Below are 16,558 nucleotides of genomic sequence, written 5' to 3' on the forward strand. Positions count from 1 at the left end.
CCCTGGCGAGCCTTTATTTATTGAATAACCATTCAAAATAATCGAAATTTCATTCAATCAAAAAGTCATTATTTTTCCTTATATCTCGCTATTTTTTTTATCTTCTGATGGCTCTCATATAAAAACAGTATCTTTAAGACGCCGAAAGTCTACAAACCAGCATAAAATACCAAACATTGAGATAAACAAAGGGAGGACGGGAGATAACCGGCCTTTCTGACAGTGAGACAGATCACACTTCACCAGCAATCACACTCAGGTTAAATCAATGTAAAAATACCTTTATTTTCAATACTTTCATAAAGTTAATCGCCCTATAGCACATTTTTGCATAAATAAGATTGCCATTTGACCTGTGTGTGGATTCCCGATAACTTGGAAATCCGCTGGAAGCTTTCTGGATGAGCAGTCTGCTCATCATATTTATGCAGTAATTGAGATTCCCTCTGAAGCAAGTCCTCAAACTTGTTTGACCTATGCGAAAAGGATAAAGAGGGCGAATGCGAGGTGAGCGTATGAAACGCCAACCCCGTCGCCATGCTCTTGGTGTGCCCGTGCGCAAACGGTATCGGAGAGGTGTCCCGCAGAGCCTGGGGAGGTTCACTAATATGTTGTACGATAAATCCCTTGAGAAGGATAACTGTGGTTTCGGCCTGATCGCCCACATAGAAGGCGAACCTAGCCACAAGGTAGTGCGTACCGCCATACACGCACTGGCCCGTATGCAGCACCGTGGCGCAATTCTTGCCGATGGCAAAACCGGCGATGGTTGTGGTTTGCTGTTACAAAAACCTGACCGCTTTTTCCGCATTGTTGCGCAAGAGCGCGGCTGGCGTTTAGCTAAAAACTACGCCGTTGGCATGATCTTTTTAAATAAAGACCCTGAACTGGCGGCGGCATCTCGTCGCATTGTTGAAGAAGAATTACAGCAGGAGACCCTGTCGATCGTAGGCTGGCGCGACGTGCCAACCAACGAAGGTGTTCTCGGTGAAATCGCCCTTTCCTCCCTGCCTCGTATTGAGCAAATTTTTGTCAACGCCCCTGCTGGCTGGCGTCCACGCGATATGGAGCGCCGCCTGTTCATCGCACGCCGTCGTATCGAAAAACGCCTCCAGGACGATAAAGACTTCTACGTCTGCAGCCTGTCTAATCTGGTTAATATCTATAAAGGTCTGTGTATGCCGGCAGATTTGCCGCGCTTTTACCTGGACCTCGCGGACCTGCGCCTGGAGTCGGCCATCTGCCTGTTCCACCAACGCTTCTCCACCAACACCGTGCCGCGCTGGCCGCTGGCACAACCGTTCCGCTACCTGGCACACAACGGTGAAATCAACACCATCACCGGCAACCGCCAGTGGGCGCGTGCGCGTACCTATAAATTCCAGACGCCGCTGATCCCTGACCTGCACGATGCCGCGCCGTTCGTCAACGAAACCGGTTCCGATTCGAGTTCAATGGATAACATGCTGGAACTGCTGCTGGCAGGCGGGATGGACATCATCCGTGCTATGCGCCTGCTGGTACCGCCGGCCTGGCAGAACAACCCGGATATGGACCCGGAGCTGCGCGCGTTCTTCGATTTTAACTCCATGCACATGGAACCATGGGACGGCCCGGCAGGTATTGTCATGTCAGACGGTCGTTTTGCCGCCTGTAACCTTGACCGTAACGGCCTGCGCCCGGCGCGCTATGTCATCACCAAAGACAAACTCATCACCTGCGCTTCTGAAGTTGGGATCTGGGATTATCAGCCGGATGAAGTGGTCGAGAAAGGTCGCGTCGGCCCGGGCGAATTGATGGTTATTGATACCCGCAGCGGGCGCATTCTGCATTCCGCCGAAACTGATGACGATCTGAAAAGCCGCCACCCATATAAAGAGTGGATGGAGAAGAACGTCCGCCGACTGGTGCCGTTTGAAGATCTGCCAGACAATCAGGTCGGCAGCCGCGAACTGGACGATGATACCCTCGCCAGCTACCAGAAACAGTTTAACTACAGCGCGGAAGAGCTGGACTCCGTAATCCGCGTGCTCGGCGAAAATGGCCAAGAAGCGGTCGGTTCAATGGGTGATGATACCCCGTTTGCCGTGCTCTCCAGCCAGCCGCGCATTATTTATGACTACTTCCGTCAGCAGTTCGCGCAGGTCACCAACCCGCCGATCGACCCGCTGCGTGAAGCGCACGTGATGTCGCTGGCCACCAGCATCGGTCGTGAGATGAACGTCTTTTGCGAGGCAGAAGGCCAGGCACACCGCCTGAGCTTCAAATCACCGATTCTGCTGTACTCCGATTTCACCCAGCTCACCACCATGAAAGAAGAGCACTATCGCGCCGACCGGCTGGATATCACCTTCGACGTGACGGAAACCACGCTGGAAGAAACGGTCAAAGCCCTGTGCGATAAAGCCGAACAGATGGTACGTAACGGTACGGTACTGTTGGTGCTTTCTGACCGTAATATCGCGAAGAACCGCTTACCGGTTCCGGCACCGATGGCCGTGGGCGCAGTGCAAACGCGTCTGGTAGAACAAAGCCTGCGTTGCGACGCCAACATCATCGTTGAAACCGCCAGTGCCCGCGACCCGCACCATTTTGCTGTCCTGCTGGGCTTTGGCGCGACGGCCATTTATCCGTATCTCGCCTATGAAACGTTGGGACGTCTGATCGATACCCAGGCGATCGCCAAAGATTACCGGACCGTGATGCAGAACTACCGTAACGGCATCAACAAAGGTCTGTACAAAATCATGTCCAAAATGGGCATTTCGACCATCGCCTCTTACCGTTGCTCCAAGCTGTTCGAAGCCGTTGGTCTGCATGATGATGTCGTGGCGCTGTGCTTCCAGGGCGTGGTCAGCCGCATCAGCGGCGCAGGGTTTAGCGACTTCCAGCAGGATCTGCTGAACCTATCCAAACACGCCTGGCTGGCACGCAAACCCATTAGCCAGGGCGGGCTGCTGAAGTACGTTCACGGCGGCGAATACCACGCCTACAACCCTGACGTGGTGCGCACACTGCAACAGGCGGTACAAAGTGGCGAATATAACGACTATCAGGAATATGCCAGGCTGGTGAATGAGCGTCCGGCAGCCACGCTGCGCGATCTGCTGGCGATCGCACCTGGTGATGAAGCCGTCAGCATTGACGAGGTAGAACCCGCAACCGAGCTGTTCAAACGCTTTGATACCGCGGCCATGTCTATCGGCGCATTAAGCCCGGAAGCACACGAAGCACTGGCTGAAGCCATGAACAGCATCGGCGGTAACTCCAACTCCGGCGAAGGTGGTGAAGATCCGGCGCGCTATGGCACGAATAAAGTGTCACGCATTAAGCAGGTCGCATCCGGTCGCTTTGGCGTGACCCCGGCATACCTGGTCAACGCCGATGTTATCCAGATTAAAGTCGCTCAGGGCGCGAAGCCTGGCGAAGGCGGTCAGTTACCGGGTGATAAAGTCACCCCGTACATCGCTAAACTGCGCTATTCGGTACCGGGCGTGACGTTGATCTCCCCGCCGCCGCACCACGATATCTACTCTATCGAGGACTTAGCGCAGCTGATTTTCGACCTCAAACAGGTCAATCCGAAAGCGATGATCTCCGTGAAGCTGGTTTCCGAACCGGGTGTCGGCACTATCGCCACTGGCGTGGCGAAAGCCTATGCGGATCTAATAACCATCGCGGGTTACGATGGCGGCACCGGCGCAAGCCCGCTCTCCTCGGTGAAATACGCGGGCTGCCCGTGGGAACTCGGTCTGGTGGAAACTCAACAGGCACTGGTCGCTAATGGCCTGCGCCATAAGATCCGTCTGCAGGTCGATGGCGGTCTGAAAACCGGTGTCGACATCATCAAAGCGGCCATCCTCGGCGCAGAAAGTTTTGGCTTCGGCACCGGCCCAATGGTCGCGCTGGGCTGTAAATACCTGCGTATTTGCCACCTGAACAACTGCGCAACCGGTGTGGCGACTCAGGACGACAAACTGCGTAAAAATCACTATCACGGCCTGCCGTTCAAAGTGACCAACTACTTTGAATTTATCGCCCGTGAAGTTCGCGAGCTGATGGCGTCACTTGGCGTAACCCGCCTCGTGGATCTGATTGGCCGCACCGACCTGCTGAAAGAGCTGGAAGGATTTACCGCCAAACAGCAGAAGCTGGAACTGTCTCGCTTGCTGGAAACCGCCGAGCCGCATCCCGGCAAAGCGCTGTTCTGCACCGAGAACAACCCGCCGTTTGATAACGGCGTGCTGAACGCCCAGTTGTTACAGCAGGCGAAACCGTATGTCGATGAGCGCCAGAGTAAAACCTTCTGGTTTGATATCCGCAACACCGACCGTTCAGTTGGCGCGTCGTTATCCGGTTATATTGCCCAGACTCACGGCGATCAGGGGCTGGCGTCTGACCCGATCAAAGCGCACTTCAGCGGTACCGCAGGCCAGAGCTTCGGCGTATGGAACGCGGGCGGCGTAGAACTGTATCTGACCGGCGATGCCAACGACTATGTCGGTAAAGGCATGGCGGGCGGCCTGCTGGCGGTGCGCCCTCCGGTTGGCTCTGCTTTCCGTAGCCATGAGGCGAGCATCATTGGTAACACCTGCCTGTATGGTGCCACCGGTGGTCGTCTGTTTGCCGCGGGCCGTGCGGGTGAGCGCTTTGCGGTACGTAACTCCGGGGCCATCACCGTGGTTGAAGGTATTGGCGACAACGGCTGCGAATATATGACCGGCGGCATCGTCTGTATTCTCGGAAAAACGGGCGTCAACTTCGGAGCGGGTATGACGGGCGGATTCGCCTACGTACTGGACGAAGACGGTGAATTCCGCAAACGCGTGAACCCGGAACTGGTAGAAGTGCTGAGCGTGGACTCTTTGGCTATCCACGAAGAGCATCTGCGCGGTTTAATTACCGAACACGTGCAGCATACCGGTTCTTCGCACGGCGAAGAGATCCTGGCGAACTGGCCAGCGTTCTCAGCGAAATTCGCGCTGGTAAAACCAAAATCCAGTGATGTGAAAGCACTGTTGGGTCACCGTAGTCGTAGCGCAGCTGAGCTGCGTGTGCAGGCGCAGTAAGGGGTAGCAGCAATGAGTCAGAACGTATACCAATTTATCGACCTGCAGCGCGTTGATCCGCCTAAGAAGCCGCTGAAGATCCGTAAGATCGAATTTATTGAGATCTACGAGCCGTTTTCCGAAGGTCAGGCTAAGGCACAGGCAGACCGCTGCCTGTCCTGCGGTAACCCGTACTGCGAGTGGAAATGCCCAGTACATAACTACATTCCGAACTGGCTGAAGCTGGCTAACGAAGGGCGTATTTTTGAAGCAGCAGAGCTGTCTCACCAGACCAACACGCTGCCGGAAGTTTGCGGCCGTGTCTGTCCGCAGGACAGGTTGTGCGAAGGTTCCTGTACGCTGAATGACGAATTCGGCGCAGTGACCATCGGCAACATCGAGCGCTATATTAACGATAAAGCCTTCGAAATGGGTTGGCGCCCGGATATGACCGGCGTTCGTCAGACGGACAAGCGTGTCGCCATTATCGGTGCAGGTCCGGCAGGCCTGGCCTGTGCGGATGTGCTGACCCGTAACGGCGTGAAGGCCGTGGTCTTTGACCGCCATCCGGAAATCGGTGGTCTGCTGACCTTCGGTATCCCGGCCTTCAAACTGGAAAAAGAGGTGATGACCCGCCGTCGTGAAATTTTCACCGACATGGGCATCGAGTTCAAACTCAACGTCGAAGTGGGCCGTGACGTGCAGCTCGAAGCGTTACTGAAGGATTACGACGCCGTGTTCCTTGGCGTCGGCACCTATCAGTCGATGCGCGGTGGGCTGGAAAACGAAGATGCTGATGGCGTCTTTGATGCCCTGCCGTTCCTGATCGCCAATACCAAACAGTTGATGGGCTTTGGCGAAAGCAGCGACGAGCCATACATCAGCATGGAAGGTAAACGCGTTGTCGTGCTGGGCGGTGGTGACACCGCGATGGACTGCGTGCGGACCTCCGTTCGTCAGGGTGCGTCACACGTTATCTGCGCCTACCGCCGCGATGAAGAGAATATGCCGGGTTCGAAACGCGAAGTGAAAAACGCGTGTGAAGAAGGCGTCGAATTCCAGTTCAACGTCCAGCCTTTAGGTGTTGAGGTGAATGCTAACGGCAAAGTGTGTGGCGTGAAAATGGCGCGCACTGAGATGGGTGAGCCGGATGCGAAAGGTCGCCGTCGCGCGGAGATCGTCGCCGGTTCCGAGCATATAGTACCGGCTGATGCCGTCGTACTGGCGTTTGGTTTCCGTCCACACAGCATGGAATGGCTGGCAAAACATAGCGTCGAGTTGGATTCGCAGGGGCGTATTATTGCTCCGGAACGCAGCGACAACGCCTTCCAGACCAGCAACCCGAAAATCTTTGCCGGTGGCGACATCGTGCGTGGTTCGGATCTGGTTGTCACAGCCATTGCCGAAGGCCGTAAAGCGGCTGACGGAATTATGAATTACCTGGAAGTGTAAGTCAGCCTCTTCAGGCATCTCATCTGCCCTGGTGGATGAGATGCCAAATTCCTGCCGCAATACCGCCAAACCTGCCAAATAAGCCAGCCTGACAACACGTTTTGTAAACAGGGCAAATAGCCTTAACACCCGAAATACATAAACACCATGAATAATAACCATGTAAAAATCATACGGAAACGTTTGCTTTATTCTGAGAAGTGTTTATGATGCGGCGGATTTTTTGGGCAAAATTCAAGGAGGCGTTGTGTCGCAGGACAACAATTATAGCCAGGGCCCCGTCCCTCTGGCAGCGCGGAAAGGCGTGATACCACTGACGTTTGTGATGTTGGGGTTAACATTCTTTTCAGCCAGTATGTGGACCGGAGGCACTCTCGGTACCGGTCTTTCCTATAATGATTTTTTCCTGGCAGTTCTCTTCGGTAATCTCCTCCTCGGTATTTACACTGCATTTCTCGGTTATATTGGCGCAAAAACAGGTCTCTCTACCCACCTCCTCGCACGTTACTCATTTGGCATAAAAGGTTCATGGCTTCCCTCAATGCTATTAGGTGGCACACAGGTGGGCTGGTTTGGCGTCGGCGTGGCAATGTTCGCCATCCCGGTGGGTAAAGCGACGGGTATTGACGTCAATATCCTGATTGCAGTTTCCGGTCTGCTGATGACCATGACCATCTTCTTTGGTATCTCGGCACTCACCATTTTGTCCATCATCGCCGTTCCCGCTATCGTCATTCTTGGCAGCTACTCTGTCTGGCTGGCAGTGAGCGATGTAGGGGGATTGGATCATTTAAAAGCCATTGTGCCGCAGACACCGCTGGATTTTTCCACGGCACTGGCGTTGGTCGTCGGATCGTTTGTCAGCGCAGGCACCTTAACCGCCGACTTCGTCCGCTTCGGGCGAAATGCCAAAGGCGCAGTGTTGATTGCCATGGTGGCATTTTTCCTTGGCAACTCGTTGATGTTTATCTTCGGTGCCGCCGGAGCCGCCGCGGTAGGACAGGCAGATATCTCAGATGTGATGATCGCGCAGGGGCTGCTGCTGCCCGCAATTATCGTACTCGGCCTGAATATCTGGACCACCAACGACAACGCGCTGTACGCCTCCGGTTTGGGGTTTGCTAATATTACCGGCCTTTCCAGCCGCACATTGTCCGTGGCCAACGGCATTATTGGAACACTGTGCGCATTATGGCTTTACAATAACTTTGTCGGCTGGCTGACATTCCTGTCGGCGGCGATCCCTCCTATTGGCGGAGTGATTATTGCCGATTATCTGTTAAACCACCGCCGCTACACCAACTTCAACACAGCACAGTTTATTCCGGTCAACTGGATAGCTATTCTGTCCGTCGCGCTGGGAATCGCCGCCGGACACTACATCCCAGGTATTGTGCCGGTCAACGCCGTGCTTGGCGGCGTATTCAGCTATATCCTGCTGAATCCCCTTTTCAATCGTAGCCTTGCAAAATCCCCGGAGGTCAGTCATGCAGAATAACACCATCACCCTAACTCAAACCCGTCTGCAGGGGCGTGAAGGATTGTGGCAAATCACGATTGAAAACGGGCGTTTTAGCCGTATTGATCCCCAGGAAACAGCAGCTGCGCCACAGGGCGAGGTGCTTGATGCTGAAGGCGGGCTGGCCATTCCCCCTTTCGTTGAACCACACATCCACCTGGACACAACGCAAACTGCAGGGGAGCCCAGCTGGAACCAGTCGGGTACGCTGTTTGAAGGTATTGAGCGCTGGGCCGAACGCAAGGCGATGCTCACCCACGAAGACGTGAAGACCCGCGCCATGCAGACCCTCAAGTGGCAGATGGCCAACGGCATCCAGTATGTCCGAACTCACGTAGACGTTTCCGATCCTACGCTGACGGCGCTGAAAGCCATGCTGGAGGTGAAGCAGGAAGTGGCACCGTGGGTGGAGCTGCAGATTGTGGCGTTCCCACAGGAAGGTATTCTTTCTTATCCCAACGGCGAAGCGCTGTTAGAAGAAGCCGTGCGTTTAGGTGCCGACGTCATTGGCGCAATTCCTCACTTTGAATTCACGCGTGAATATGGCGTTGAGTCGCTGCACAAAACTTTCGCCCTGGCGCAGAAGTATGACCGACTTATCGATGTGCACTGTGACGAGATTGATGATGAGCAATCGCGCTTTGTTGAAACCGTCGCGGCGCTGGCGCATCGCGATGGCATGGGAGCACGCGTGACAGCCAGCCACACCACGGCGATGCATTCCTATAACGGCGCATATGCTTCCCGCCTTTTCCGTCTGTTGAAAATGTCAGGTATTAACTTCGTTGCGAATCCGCTGGTGAATATTCACCTGCAGGGACGATTTGACACCTATCCTAAGCGCCGTGGCATCACCCGCGTCAAAGAGATGCTGGAAGCGGACATCAATGTTTGCTTTGGGCATGATGACGTTTTTGACCCGTGGTACCCGTTGGGAACCGCGAATATGCTGCAAGTTCTGCATATGGGATTACACGTGTGTCAGTTGATGGGGTACGGACAAATCAATGATGGGCTAAATCTCATCACCACCCACAGCGCGAAAACCCTGCACTTACAGGACTACGGTTTAAGTATTGGGAACGCCGCCAACCTGGTGATTTTACCTGCTGAAAATGGGTTTGATGCGGTTCGCCGCCAGACGCCTGCACGTTATTCCATCCGCCATGGGCGGGTTATTGCCGAGACGGTGCCAGCCCGGACTACGCTGCATCTGACCCAGCCAGAAGCGGTGACGTTTAAGCGCTAGGTCGTTATATTCCATGTCGGGTGGCGCAAGCCTTGCCATCCGACACGGTCTCTCATCGTCAGGCTTTTAATAAACTGGCGCGCACCTTGATCACCACCTTTTTGATATCCACCGGCTCCCCCACCACACAACCTGGTTTATGCGGCTCGCCCGGCATAAAAATCACAAATCTTCCCGGCTTCAGTACCATAGCCTGCTCATCTGCAATCTGGTTACACAGCTGATAATCATCCTCAACGTGCCTCTCTTCACACTGCCGGGCAGACCCCGTCATACCAAACAGAATACGTTCTTCACCCGCCAGCAGTACCTGAATATCACTATATTGCTCGTGCAGCTCCGCTTTCTTTTGCTCCGGTTGCTGCGTAACAAACTGCATGACGTTCATAAAGATATTCTCGCCTTGCAGCTCATAGCGCCCCGGTGCTTTATCCTGCGGTTTTGCCGCAACAGCCTGCGTTAATGCCTGCTGCAAGACCGGATGCAATCCAGCAGAATGCAGAGACTGTAAATCCCCTGACATCATCATCATTCTCCCTGGGCCAACAGCGCGGCCCCCAGTAGTCCAGCGTCATGACGGTAATGTGCCGCCAGTAATCTCACGTGGTAAGCCGCAGGTTCCTGTGCCAGCCAGGCTTTCACCTGCGCCAGATAACCTTCAGCCAACCCGACGCTTCCGCCAATAACAACGCACTGGCAGTCGGTTGTCGCCTTCACATCGGCAATCAGGCGTGCCAACGTGCATGCCGATCGCTGGATCAATTGACGCGCCTGCTCGTCCCCCTGTCCGGCTCGGCTAAAAATAGTTTTTGCATCACATCCAGCAAGTGAACCTTCGGCTGCCGCTGCAATCCCACGGCCGGAAGCGATAGCCTCCACGCACCCCACACGTCCACAACCACATTGCGGGCCATTCGGGTCCGCCAGTGTATGACCTACATGCCCCGCCAGCCCCCCGACTCCGGTTAACAACTTTCCGTTGCTAACCACACCGCCACCAACACCGGTCGATACAGTAATAAACGCCATATCGTGGTATTTCCCGCCAAGTGCATGATATTCAGCCCACGCAGCGGCCTGTGCGTCATTCACCGCCAACGTCGGTAGACCGGTGAGAGACTCCAGCGTTTGCACCAGCGGGAAAAGCATCAATCCCCCCAGATTTAATGGATTCAGTGCCAGGAGCGCGCCCTCACGGATGATGCCAGTCGAGGCAATCGCCACGCGCTGAGCCTGTGCCTGCAGCGGCTCAATCAGCGCTTCCAGGGCAGCTCGCAGCGCTTGTGGTGTTTTGCTGGCGGGTGTCGGAAGTTCGTGGCGGTCACGCATTTGCAAGCGACCATCCACCAGTGCAGCGGCCAGTTTAGTGCCGCCGATATCAATCGCCAGGGTGGTCATAGCGCGGCCTTTTTCATCGCCATGGTGTACCACTGGCAAATGTGTTCCAGTCGGGTAATAGCAGAACCCACTGTCACCGCCCAGGCCCCGTGGCGCATGGCTTCAGCCGCTTGTGCTGGCGTGTTATAGCGTCCTTCGGCTATCACCCGACACCCGGCATCACGTAACGCTTTCACCAGCGCCAGATCCGGCTCCTCTGGCGTTTCTGGTGTCGTATAACCCGACAGCGTCGTACCAATAATTTCCGCGCCGAGTTGCTGGCAGGCCAGGCCGTCTTCCAGCGATGAACAGTCGGCCATGGCCAGACAGTGATGTTGATGAATTCGTGCCAACAGTGTGGCGACGGGAACAGGACGCACGCGGTCTGTACCATCAATCGCTATAATGTCAGCTCCCGCCTGCGCCAACGCATCGACATCATCTAAAAATGCAGTGATGCGTACCGGGGAGTCAGTAAGATCGCGTTTCAGAATACCTATAATTGGCAGCGAAACGACCGCCCGGGTCGCCTGCAGGTTTTCCACGCCTTCAATGCGCAGCGCCACCGCACCCGCCTGCTCGGCTGCCAGCGCCATGGCGGCGACAATTTCAGGTTTATCCAGCGGGCTGTCCGGAACGGGCTGGCAGGAGACAATCAGTCCGCCACCAGCGGCAATTTTTTTATCCAGTAGCTCAAGTAACGACATACATCTTCCCTTTCGAATCTCGCCCGGCTCAACGCCGGGCAAGCGGATTAACTTTTTGATTTCACCATGGTGCTTTTACCGCCGCCAAACGGCACGGCTCCACTAAACGGTTTACCATCAATGGCATCATGTGTACGTAGTGCTTCAGGCCGCAGCCAACGCTGTACACGAGACGGCATATCAAGACCAATCAACAGGATCACCACAAATGTCAGGCCGAAAGAGAGCGATCCCAGCGCAGTACCCAGATCCAGACGTTGTGCAATCAGCGCCCCGATGATCGGTGCCAGTGCCCCACCAAGTGCCCCGACGTTGTACGTGAACCCCAGGCCCGCGGCACGTTGGTCGGTATCGAAATAACCGCCAATGAGTTTTGGTAAGATCCCTGAGATCCCCTGCCCAAGCATTTGTTGGAAAAACAGTAGCAAACCCAGGACCCAGACGTTGGCTCCGCCAATCGCAAACACAGGGATAATCAGCAACTGCGAGGCCAGCAGACTGCACACATAAGCCTTGCGGGTACCCAGCCAGTCGCCAAGGAAACCACCGACGCAGCAGCCAACCGCCGCACCAAAGCCGCTAAAGAACAGGACCCTGGCAACCGTTGAAGGGTCATACATCAGTTCAGTTTTCAAATACGTTGGCAGCAGCGCCTGAATCGGCCACGAATAGAGAAACGCGAACAGCACGACAACCATCAACATCACGCCCGTCGGCCAACGTTTACCGCTGCTTTGCACCATAAAGCTAATGAAGATGAAGGCACACATCAGCCCGAGGATCGCCACGATTGCCGCATTTTGCAGGTCGCCTGCAAAACAGAACCACAGCGCAGTCGCCGCTACGATGGTCATCAAGATATTGATTACCCGATGTTCGCCCCGATAGAGAATGTCCACCATCGTGCGTACCGGCGCTTTACCTGCGTGTTTTTCTTTCCAGTCCTCTGCCTCCGGAATATTTTTACGCAGCCAGAGGGCAAAGATAATCGGCAGAATGCCGATGAAGAACAGCGCACGCCATCCCCAGACCGGAACCACCAGGCTATAAACCTGGGCGGCAATCACAGCGCCAACCGAGAAACCAGAAATCAGGAAACCACTGGCTTTGTTACGCAGGTGTTTAGGCCAGCTTTCAATAACATAGGTGGCGCTGGAGCCGTACTCACCTGCCATTCCCATACCGATAACCAGGCGGGCGATAAACATGGTGGTGTAGCCCGGCGCGAAGCCACAGGCCAGCGTCCCCACAGAGAATAGAATGATGCTGGTGACCATTGCCAGGCGACGTCCATAGCGGTCACCCATCGCCCCCAGCATTAACCCGCCAAACCAGCGAGAGATGAAGGCAGCTGAAATCAGGCTGGCCGCCTGCACCGTCGTCAAACCGAATTCACCTTGTACTTCTGTCAGCACAAGGGCGATTAACACAAAATCAAAACCATCAAGCAGATACCCCAACCAGGCGGCAGAAAATGCCCGCCATTGTGCCCGGTTGAGATGGCGATACCACGGGATGCTCTGGGTAGAAGTACTCATTTTACTCTCCCGACGATTTTTTGGTGTTGTGCCGGATGGCGATTTCGTCTTTTCCGGCCTACGGTCGAAACATCCAGGCCGGGCACGCAAAGCGCCCCCGGCTACCCGCGGTTACGCTTTTTCCGCCAGCAGTTGGTTCGCCAGGGCTTTCAGTTCTGGCAGATATTGTTCATCTACGGGAGCGAACGGTTTACGGCACAACGGTACAGAAACCACATCCATATAGTGCAGTACCGTTTTCAGACCGCGGAATACGCCAACCTTGATGAGCAGATCGATAACCTTATTGCACTCGGTTTGCAGCTTTTGTGCAGCCCGGATATCGCCTTCTTTGAGCGCTTTCACAATTCCCTGATAACGCCATCCCATGATGTTGTAAGTACTGCCGATCCCACCATCCGCACCGGCCAGCACCCCAGAAGCAAAGATCTCGTCATAACCGTTGTAAAGCACCAGATCGGGATGAGCGCGGCGGATCTGTTCCATTTGATAGAGATCGCCTGAGGTTTGTTTCAGTGCGCCAACGCCTGGCAGCGTCACTAGCGTATTGATCTGCTCCAACGTCAGTTTTACGCCGCTCAGCGCCGGGATGTTATAGACCACCATCGGCAAACCCTCAGCGGAATCAATAATCGCGCGGTAGTGGTCGCAATGCTCTTCAAAGCTGAACGGATAGTAAAACGGGGTAACAGCGGACACTGCGTCAAAACCATAACGGTGTGCGGCGCCCGCCAGCTGCTGGCTCTCTTCTGTGCTCACCGTGCCAACGTGGGCAATTAAGGTCACTTTACCTTTCGCTTCTTCAGCAACAATTTCCAGCACCTGCTCTCTTTCAGCACGATTCTGCACAAAAGCTTCACCCGTTGAGCCACCGACATAGAGCCCATCAATGCCCTGCCCGATGTTGAAGCGCACCAGACGACGCAAGCTCTCGATGTCCAGTCGCTGTTGGTTATCAAATGGGGTTAACAATGCCGGCATTACGCCTTTTAAATCTCTTGCCATAACGACCTCTGTCAATGATTAGTGTTGACTGACTGCATACCTTTATACCTGTTATACCAGATCAAATAAGCAGCAATACAATACAGAACGCTTATAGTGCGATCTGCTTCACTAAAAGATCGTCAGGATCGCGATTACTTACGCAATTTTTTACTTTTGCTGAAAGCGTGCCAGGTCGCGGAAACGCTGTTGAGATGTTCTTGCAGTGCGCGGTCAGCCTCTTCAGGATCGCGCTGGCGAATTGCGTCAACAATAGCGATATGTTGTTGATAACTCACGCTATTGTGCTCATACAGTTCTTGATCGGCAACGGTCGGACGGGCGGCAATCAGCCAGTCTAACAGCGCGACATGGATCGCCATAAAGATAGGATTACCGGGGATCTCTGCCAACACACGGTGGAAATCAACGTCTGAACGGATGAAGAGCGCATTGTCTTCCAGCGACTGGCTGTTGATCTCCAGTGCTTTCGCCAGTCTGTCGATTTGCTCGTCAGTGGCATGCTCTGCGGCATAACGCACCAGGCTGGACTCAAAGAACAATCGCAGTTGCTCAAAATGGGAAATACCACCAGGATGCGAGAGGAAATCTTTCGCCATACCGGACAGTTCACTGATAATCGTATCAGCCGAAGGACGTGAAACGCGAGCGCGTTCACCGTTGTTAATTTGCACTAAGCCTTTACGCTTTAACGCCGCCAGGGCTTCTCGTACAGAAGGACGGCCAACATTGAAGAAAGCCATCAGTTCTCGCTCTGACGGCAACTGTTCCCCTTCGCCAAATTCCCGACGGCGAATCATCTGTTCAAGTTCTTCCTCAACCATTTCAGAGAGTTTTTTACGTGCCAGCGGGCGGCTGCGTAAACTACGACCAATGGTGGATGGAGAGTCTTCAGCTTGCGAATCAAATGCGTTCATAGGGTCCATTCAGCTAAGTCGTGGTGACAAATAACAGCGAGTTCATCGTAACACAGGATCGAAAGCAGGGTGAAATGGTGGTCGGTGGGGGATATGCTCATACAGAGGATATATACAATACATATAGTTAAATATGAATTATTGAGCGGATAGTTATTTATTACCATGGGATAAAACTAACTTTGTGAAATCTGCGAATATGATCTTTAAAATAAATCATAACCCACTATTTTAAAACGATAAATAACCACCCACCAATTATAAAAACACGATGTCCACTCCAAAACACATGCCAGAAAAAATATAACATCCGCATTTAAAACAGCGTTATTACCGGATTTATCTTCTTCTCTGGCATGGAGTGAAAAAATGTTCGGCATTATTATCTCTGTCATCGTTTTATTAACGATGGGTTACCTGATCCTCAAAAACTACAAACCACAGGTAGTACTGGCAGCAGCCGGGATCTTCCTGATGATCTGCGGCGTCTGGTTGGGGTACGGCGCACTGGTCGCCAGCGACAAAAGCAGCGGTTATCTGCTGGTCGATATTTATAATGAAATTCTACGTATGCTTTCCAATCGGGCGGCAGGTCTTGGGCTGTCCATCATGGCAGTGGGCGGTTATGCCCGCTATATGGACAGAATGGGAGCCAGCCGGGCAATGGTCAGCCTGTTGAGCCGCCCACTCAAGCACATCCGTTCACCGTATATTGTACTTGCCGCGACGTATGTCATTGGTCAAATCATGGCACAGTTCATCACCAGTGCTTCCGGATTGGGCATGCTGCTGATGGTTACGCTCTTCCCAACGCTGGTCAGCCTGGGCGTGAGCCGTTTATCCGCGGTAGCGGTCATTGCCACCTCGATGTCGATTGAATGGGGCATTCTGGAAACCAACTCAATTTTCGCCGCACAGGTTGCGGGGATGAAAATAGCCACTTATTTCTTCCACTACCAACTTCCTGTCGCGTCCTGCGTCATCATCGCCGTCGCCATCGCACACTTTTTCGTTCAACGCCGGTTTGATAAAAAAACACAGCCAGACAGCGCAGGCTTCAATGAACAAAAGACGCTGGACGATGTACCGCCACTCTATTACGCCATTTTACCGGTGATGCCGCTGCTCCTGATGTTGGGTTCGCTGTTGCTGGCGCACATGGGATTAATGCAGGCAGAGTTGAATCTGGTTGTGGTGATGCTAATGAGCTTGACGCTGACCATGTTTGTGGAGTTTCTTCATAAACATAACCTGCGTGAGACTATGGATGATGTGCAGGCGTTTTTTGACGGCATGGGAACACAGTTTGCCAACGTTGTCACGCTGGTGGTCGCCGGTGAGATCTTTGCCAAGGGCTTAACCACTATCGGCACCGTCGATGCGGTGATTAAAGGCGCAGAACATTCCGGGCTTGGCGGTATCAGTGTGATGATTATCATGGCCGTGGTTATCGCCGCCTGTGCAATTGTAATGGGATCCGGGAATGCACCGTTTATGTCATTCGCCAGCCTGATCCCGGATATTGCTGCGGGGCTGCATATTCCTGCGGTTGTGATGATTATGCCGATGCACTTCGCCACCACGCTGGCACGTGCGGTTTCACCGATTACCGCTGTGATTGTCGTGACATCTGGTATTGCTGGCGTGTCGCCTTTTGAGGTCGTAAAACGGACCGCCATCCCAATGGCGATAGGATTTGTGGTCAATATGATTGCCACTATCGCGCTGTTTTATTGATATCTGACG

Annotated in this window: 11 protein-coding genes; 5 read left to right on the plus strand and 6 right to left on the minus strand. The window is 53.9% G+C overall.

Annotation, left to right across the window (positions count from 1 at the left end; translation table 11 throughout):
• Positions 1-608: 608 nt before the first annotated feature.
• The 4 genes from gltB (at position 609) to FDX19_RS09025 (ending at position 9,268) form a co-directional block, all read left to right on the plus strand.
• On the plus strand, positions 609-5,069 hold the full coding sequence (gltB, locus tag FDX19_RS09010) for a glutamate synthase large subunit (RefSeq protein ID WP_137382476.1): 4,461 nt from the start codon (positions 609-611) through the stop codon (positions 5,067-5,069).
• 12 nt (positions 5,070-5,081) lie between these two features.
• Positions 5,082-6,500, plus strand: coding sequence for a glutamate synthase small subunit (locus FDX19_RS09015; protein ID WP_137382441.1), 1,419 nt, complete (start codon positions 5,082-5,084; stop codon positions 6,498-6,500).
• 247 nt (positions 6,501-6,747) lie between these two features.
• Complete coding sequence (codB, locus tag FDX19_RS09020) at positions 6,748-7,998, plus strand: cytosine permease (protein WP_137382442.1); 1,251 nt, start codon at positions 6,748-6,750, stop codon at positions 7,996-7,998.
• A complete protein-coding gene (locus tag FDX19_RS09025) occupies positions 7,988-9,268 on the plus strand; it encodes a cytosine deaminase (RefSeq protein ID WP_137382443.1) in 1,281 nt (426 codons plus the stop codon). The genes codB and FDX19_RS09025 overlap by 11 nt, the downstream gene beginning before the upstream one ends.
• A gap of 58 nt (positions 9,269-9,326) precedes the next feature.
• Here FDX19_RS09025 and nanQ read toward each other — a convergent pair whose 3' ends face one another.
• The 6 genes from nanQ to nanR all read right to left on the minus strand — a co-directional run bounded on the left by nanQ (position 9,327) and on the right by nanR (position 14,821).
• Positions 9,327-9,794 (minus strand): N-acetylneuraminate anomerase, encoded by a 468-nt coding sequence (nanQ, locus tag FDX19_RS09030; protein WP_137382477.1) that lies wholly within the window; start codon positions 9,792-9,794, stop codon positions 9,327-9,329.
• 2 nt (positions 9,795-9,796) lie between these two features.
• Entirely contained in the window at positions 9,797-10,666 is an 870-nt protein-coding gene (nanK, locus tag FDX19_RS09035; protein ID WP_137382478.1) for an N-acetylmannosamine kinase, read from the minus strand.
• Positions 10,663-11,352, minus strand: coding sequence for an N-acetylmannosamine-6-phosphate 2-epimerase (locus FDX19_RS09040; RefSeq protein WP_137382444.1), 690 nt, complete (start codon positions 11,350-11,352; stop codon positions 10,663-10,665). The genes nanK and FDX19_RS09040 overlap by 4 nt, the downstream gene beginning before the upstream one ends.
• A gap of 47 nt (positions 11,353-11,399) precedes the next feature.
• The gene (locus FDX19_RS09045; RefSeq protein ID WP_137382445.1) at positions 11,400-12,890 is read right to left on the minus strand and encodes an MFS transporter; all 1,491 of its coding nucleotides are present in this window, start codon (positions 12,888-12,890) and stop codon (positions 11,400-11,402) included.
• Between the two features lie 111 nt (positions 12,891-13,001).
• Complete coding sequence (nanA, locus tag FDX19_RS09050) at positions 13,002-13,895, minus strand: N-acetylneuraminate lyase (RefSeq protein WP_137382446.1); 894 nt, start codon at positions 13,893-13,895, stop codon at positions 13,002-13,004.
• 134 nt (positions 13,896-14,029) lie between these two features.
• On the minus strand, positions 14,030-14,821 hold the full coding sequence (gene nanR / locus FDX19_RS09055) for a transcriptional regulator NanR (RefSeq protein WP_137382447.1): 792 nt from the start codon (positions 14,819-14,821) through the stop codon (positions 14,030-14,032).
• A gap of 360 nt (positions 14,822-15,181) precedes the next feature.
• Between nanR and dcuC the strand changes: the two genes are divergently transcribed.
• Positions 15,182-16,549 (plus strand): anaerobic C4-dicarboxylate transporter DcuC, encoded by a 1,368-nt coding sequence (dcuC, locus tag FDX19_RS09060; protein WP_137382448.1) that lies wholly within the window; start codon positions 15,182-15,184, stop codon positions 16,547-16,549.
• Positions 16,550-16,558 lie beyond the last annotated feature (9 nt).

The organism is Citrobacter sp. wls619 (assembly GCF_005281345.1).
Taxonomy (GTDB): domain Bacteria; phylum Pseudomonadota; class Gammaproteobacteria; order Enterobacterales; family Enterobacteriaceae; genus Citrobacter.

Bases quoted from the DNA above. Each gene is read 5' to 3' on its own strand.
- gltB (WP_137382476.1), top strand. From the start codon at position 609: ATGTTGTACGATAAATCCCTTGAGAAGGATAACTGTGGTTTCGGCCTG.
- FDX19_RS09015 (WP_137382441.1), top strand. From the start codon at position 5,082: ATGAGTCAGAACGTATACCAATTTATCGACCTGCAGCGCGTTGATCCG.
- FDX19_RS09025 (WP_137382443.1), top strand. From the start codon at position 7,988: ATGCAGAATAACACCATCACCCTAACTCAAACCCGTCTGCAGGGGCGT.
- nanQ (WP_137382477.1), bottom strand. From the start codon at position 9,794: ATGATGTCAGGGGATTTACAGTCTCTGCATTCTGCTGGATTGCATCCG.
- nanK (WP_137382478.1), bottom strand. From the start codon at position 10,666: ATGACCACCCTGGCGATTGATATCGGCGGCACTAAACTGGCCGCTGCA.
- FDX19_RS09040 (WP_137382444.1), bottom strand. From the start codon at position 11,352: ATGTCGTTACTTGAGCTACTGGATAAAAAAATTGCCGCTGGTGGCGGA.
- FDX19_RS09045 (WP_137382445.1), bottom strand. From the start codon at position 12,890: ATGAGTACTTCTACCCAGAGCATCCCGTGGTATCGCCATCTCAACCGG.
- nanA (WP_137382446.1), bottom strand. From the start codon at position 13,895: ATGGCAAGAGATTTAAAAGGCGTAATGCCGGCATTGTTAACCCCATTT.
- nanR (WP_137382447.1), bottom strand. From the start codon at position 14,821: ATGGACCCTATGAACGCATTTGATTCGCAAGCTGAAGACTCTCCATCC.
- dcuC (WP_137382448.1), top strand. From the start codon at position 15,182: ATGTTCGGCATTATTATCTCTGTCATCGTTTTATTAACGATGGGTTAC.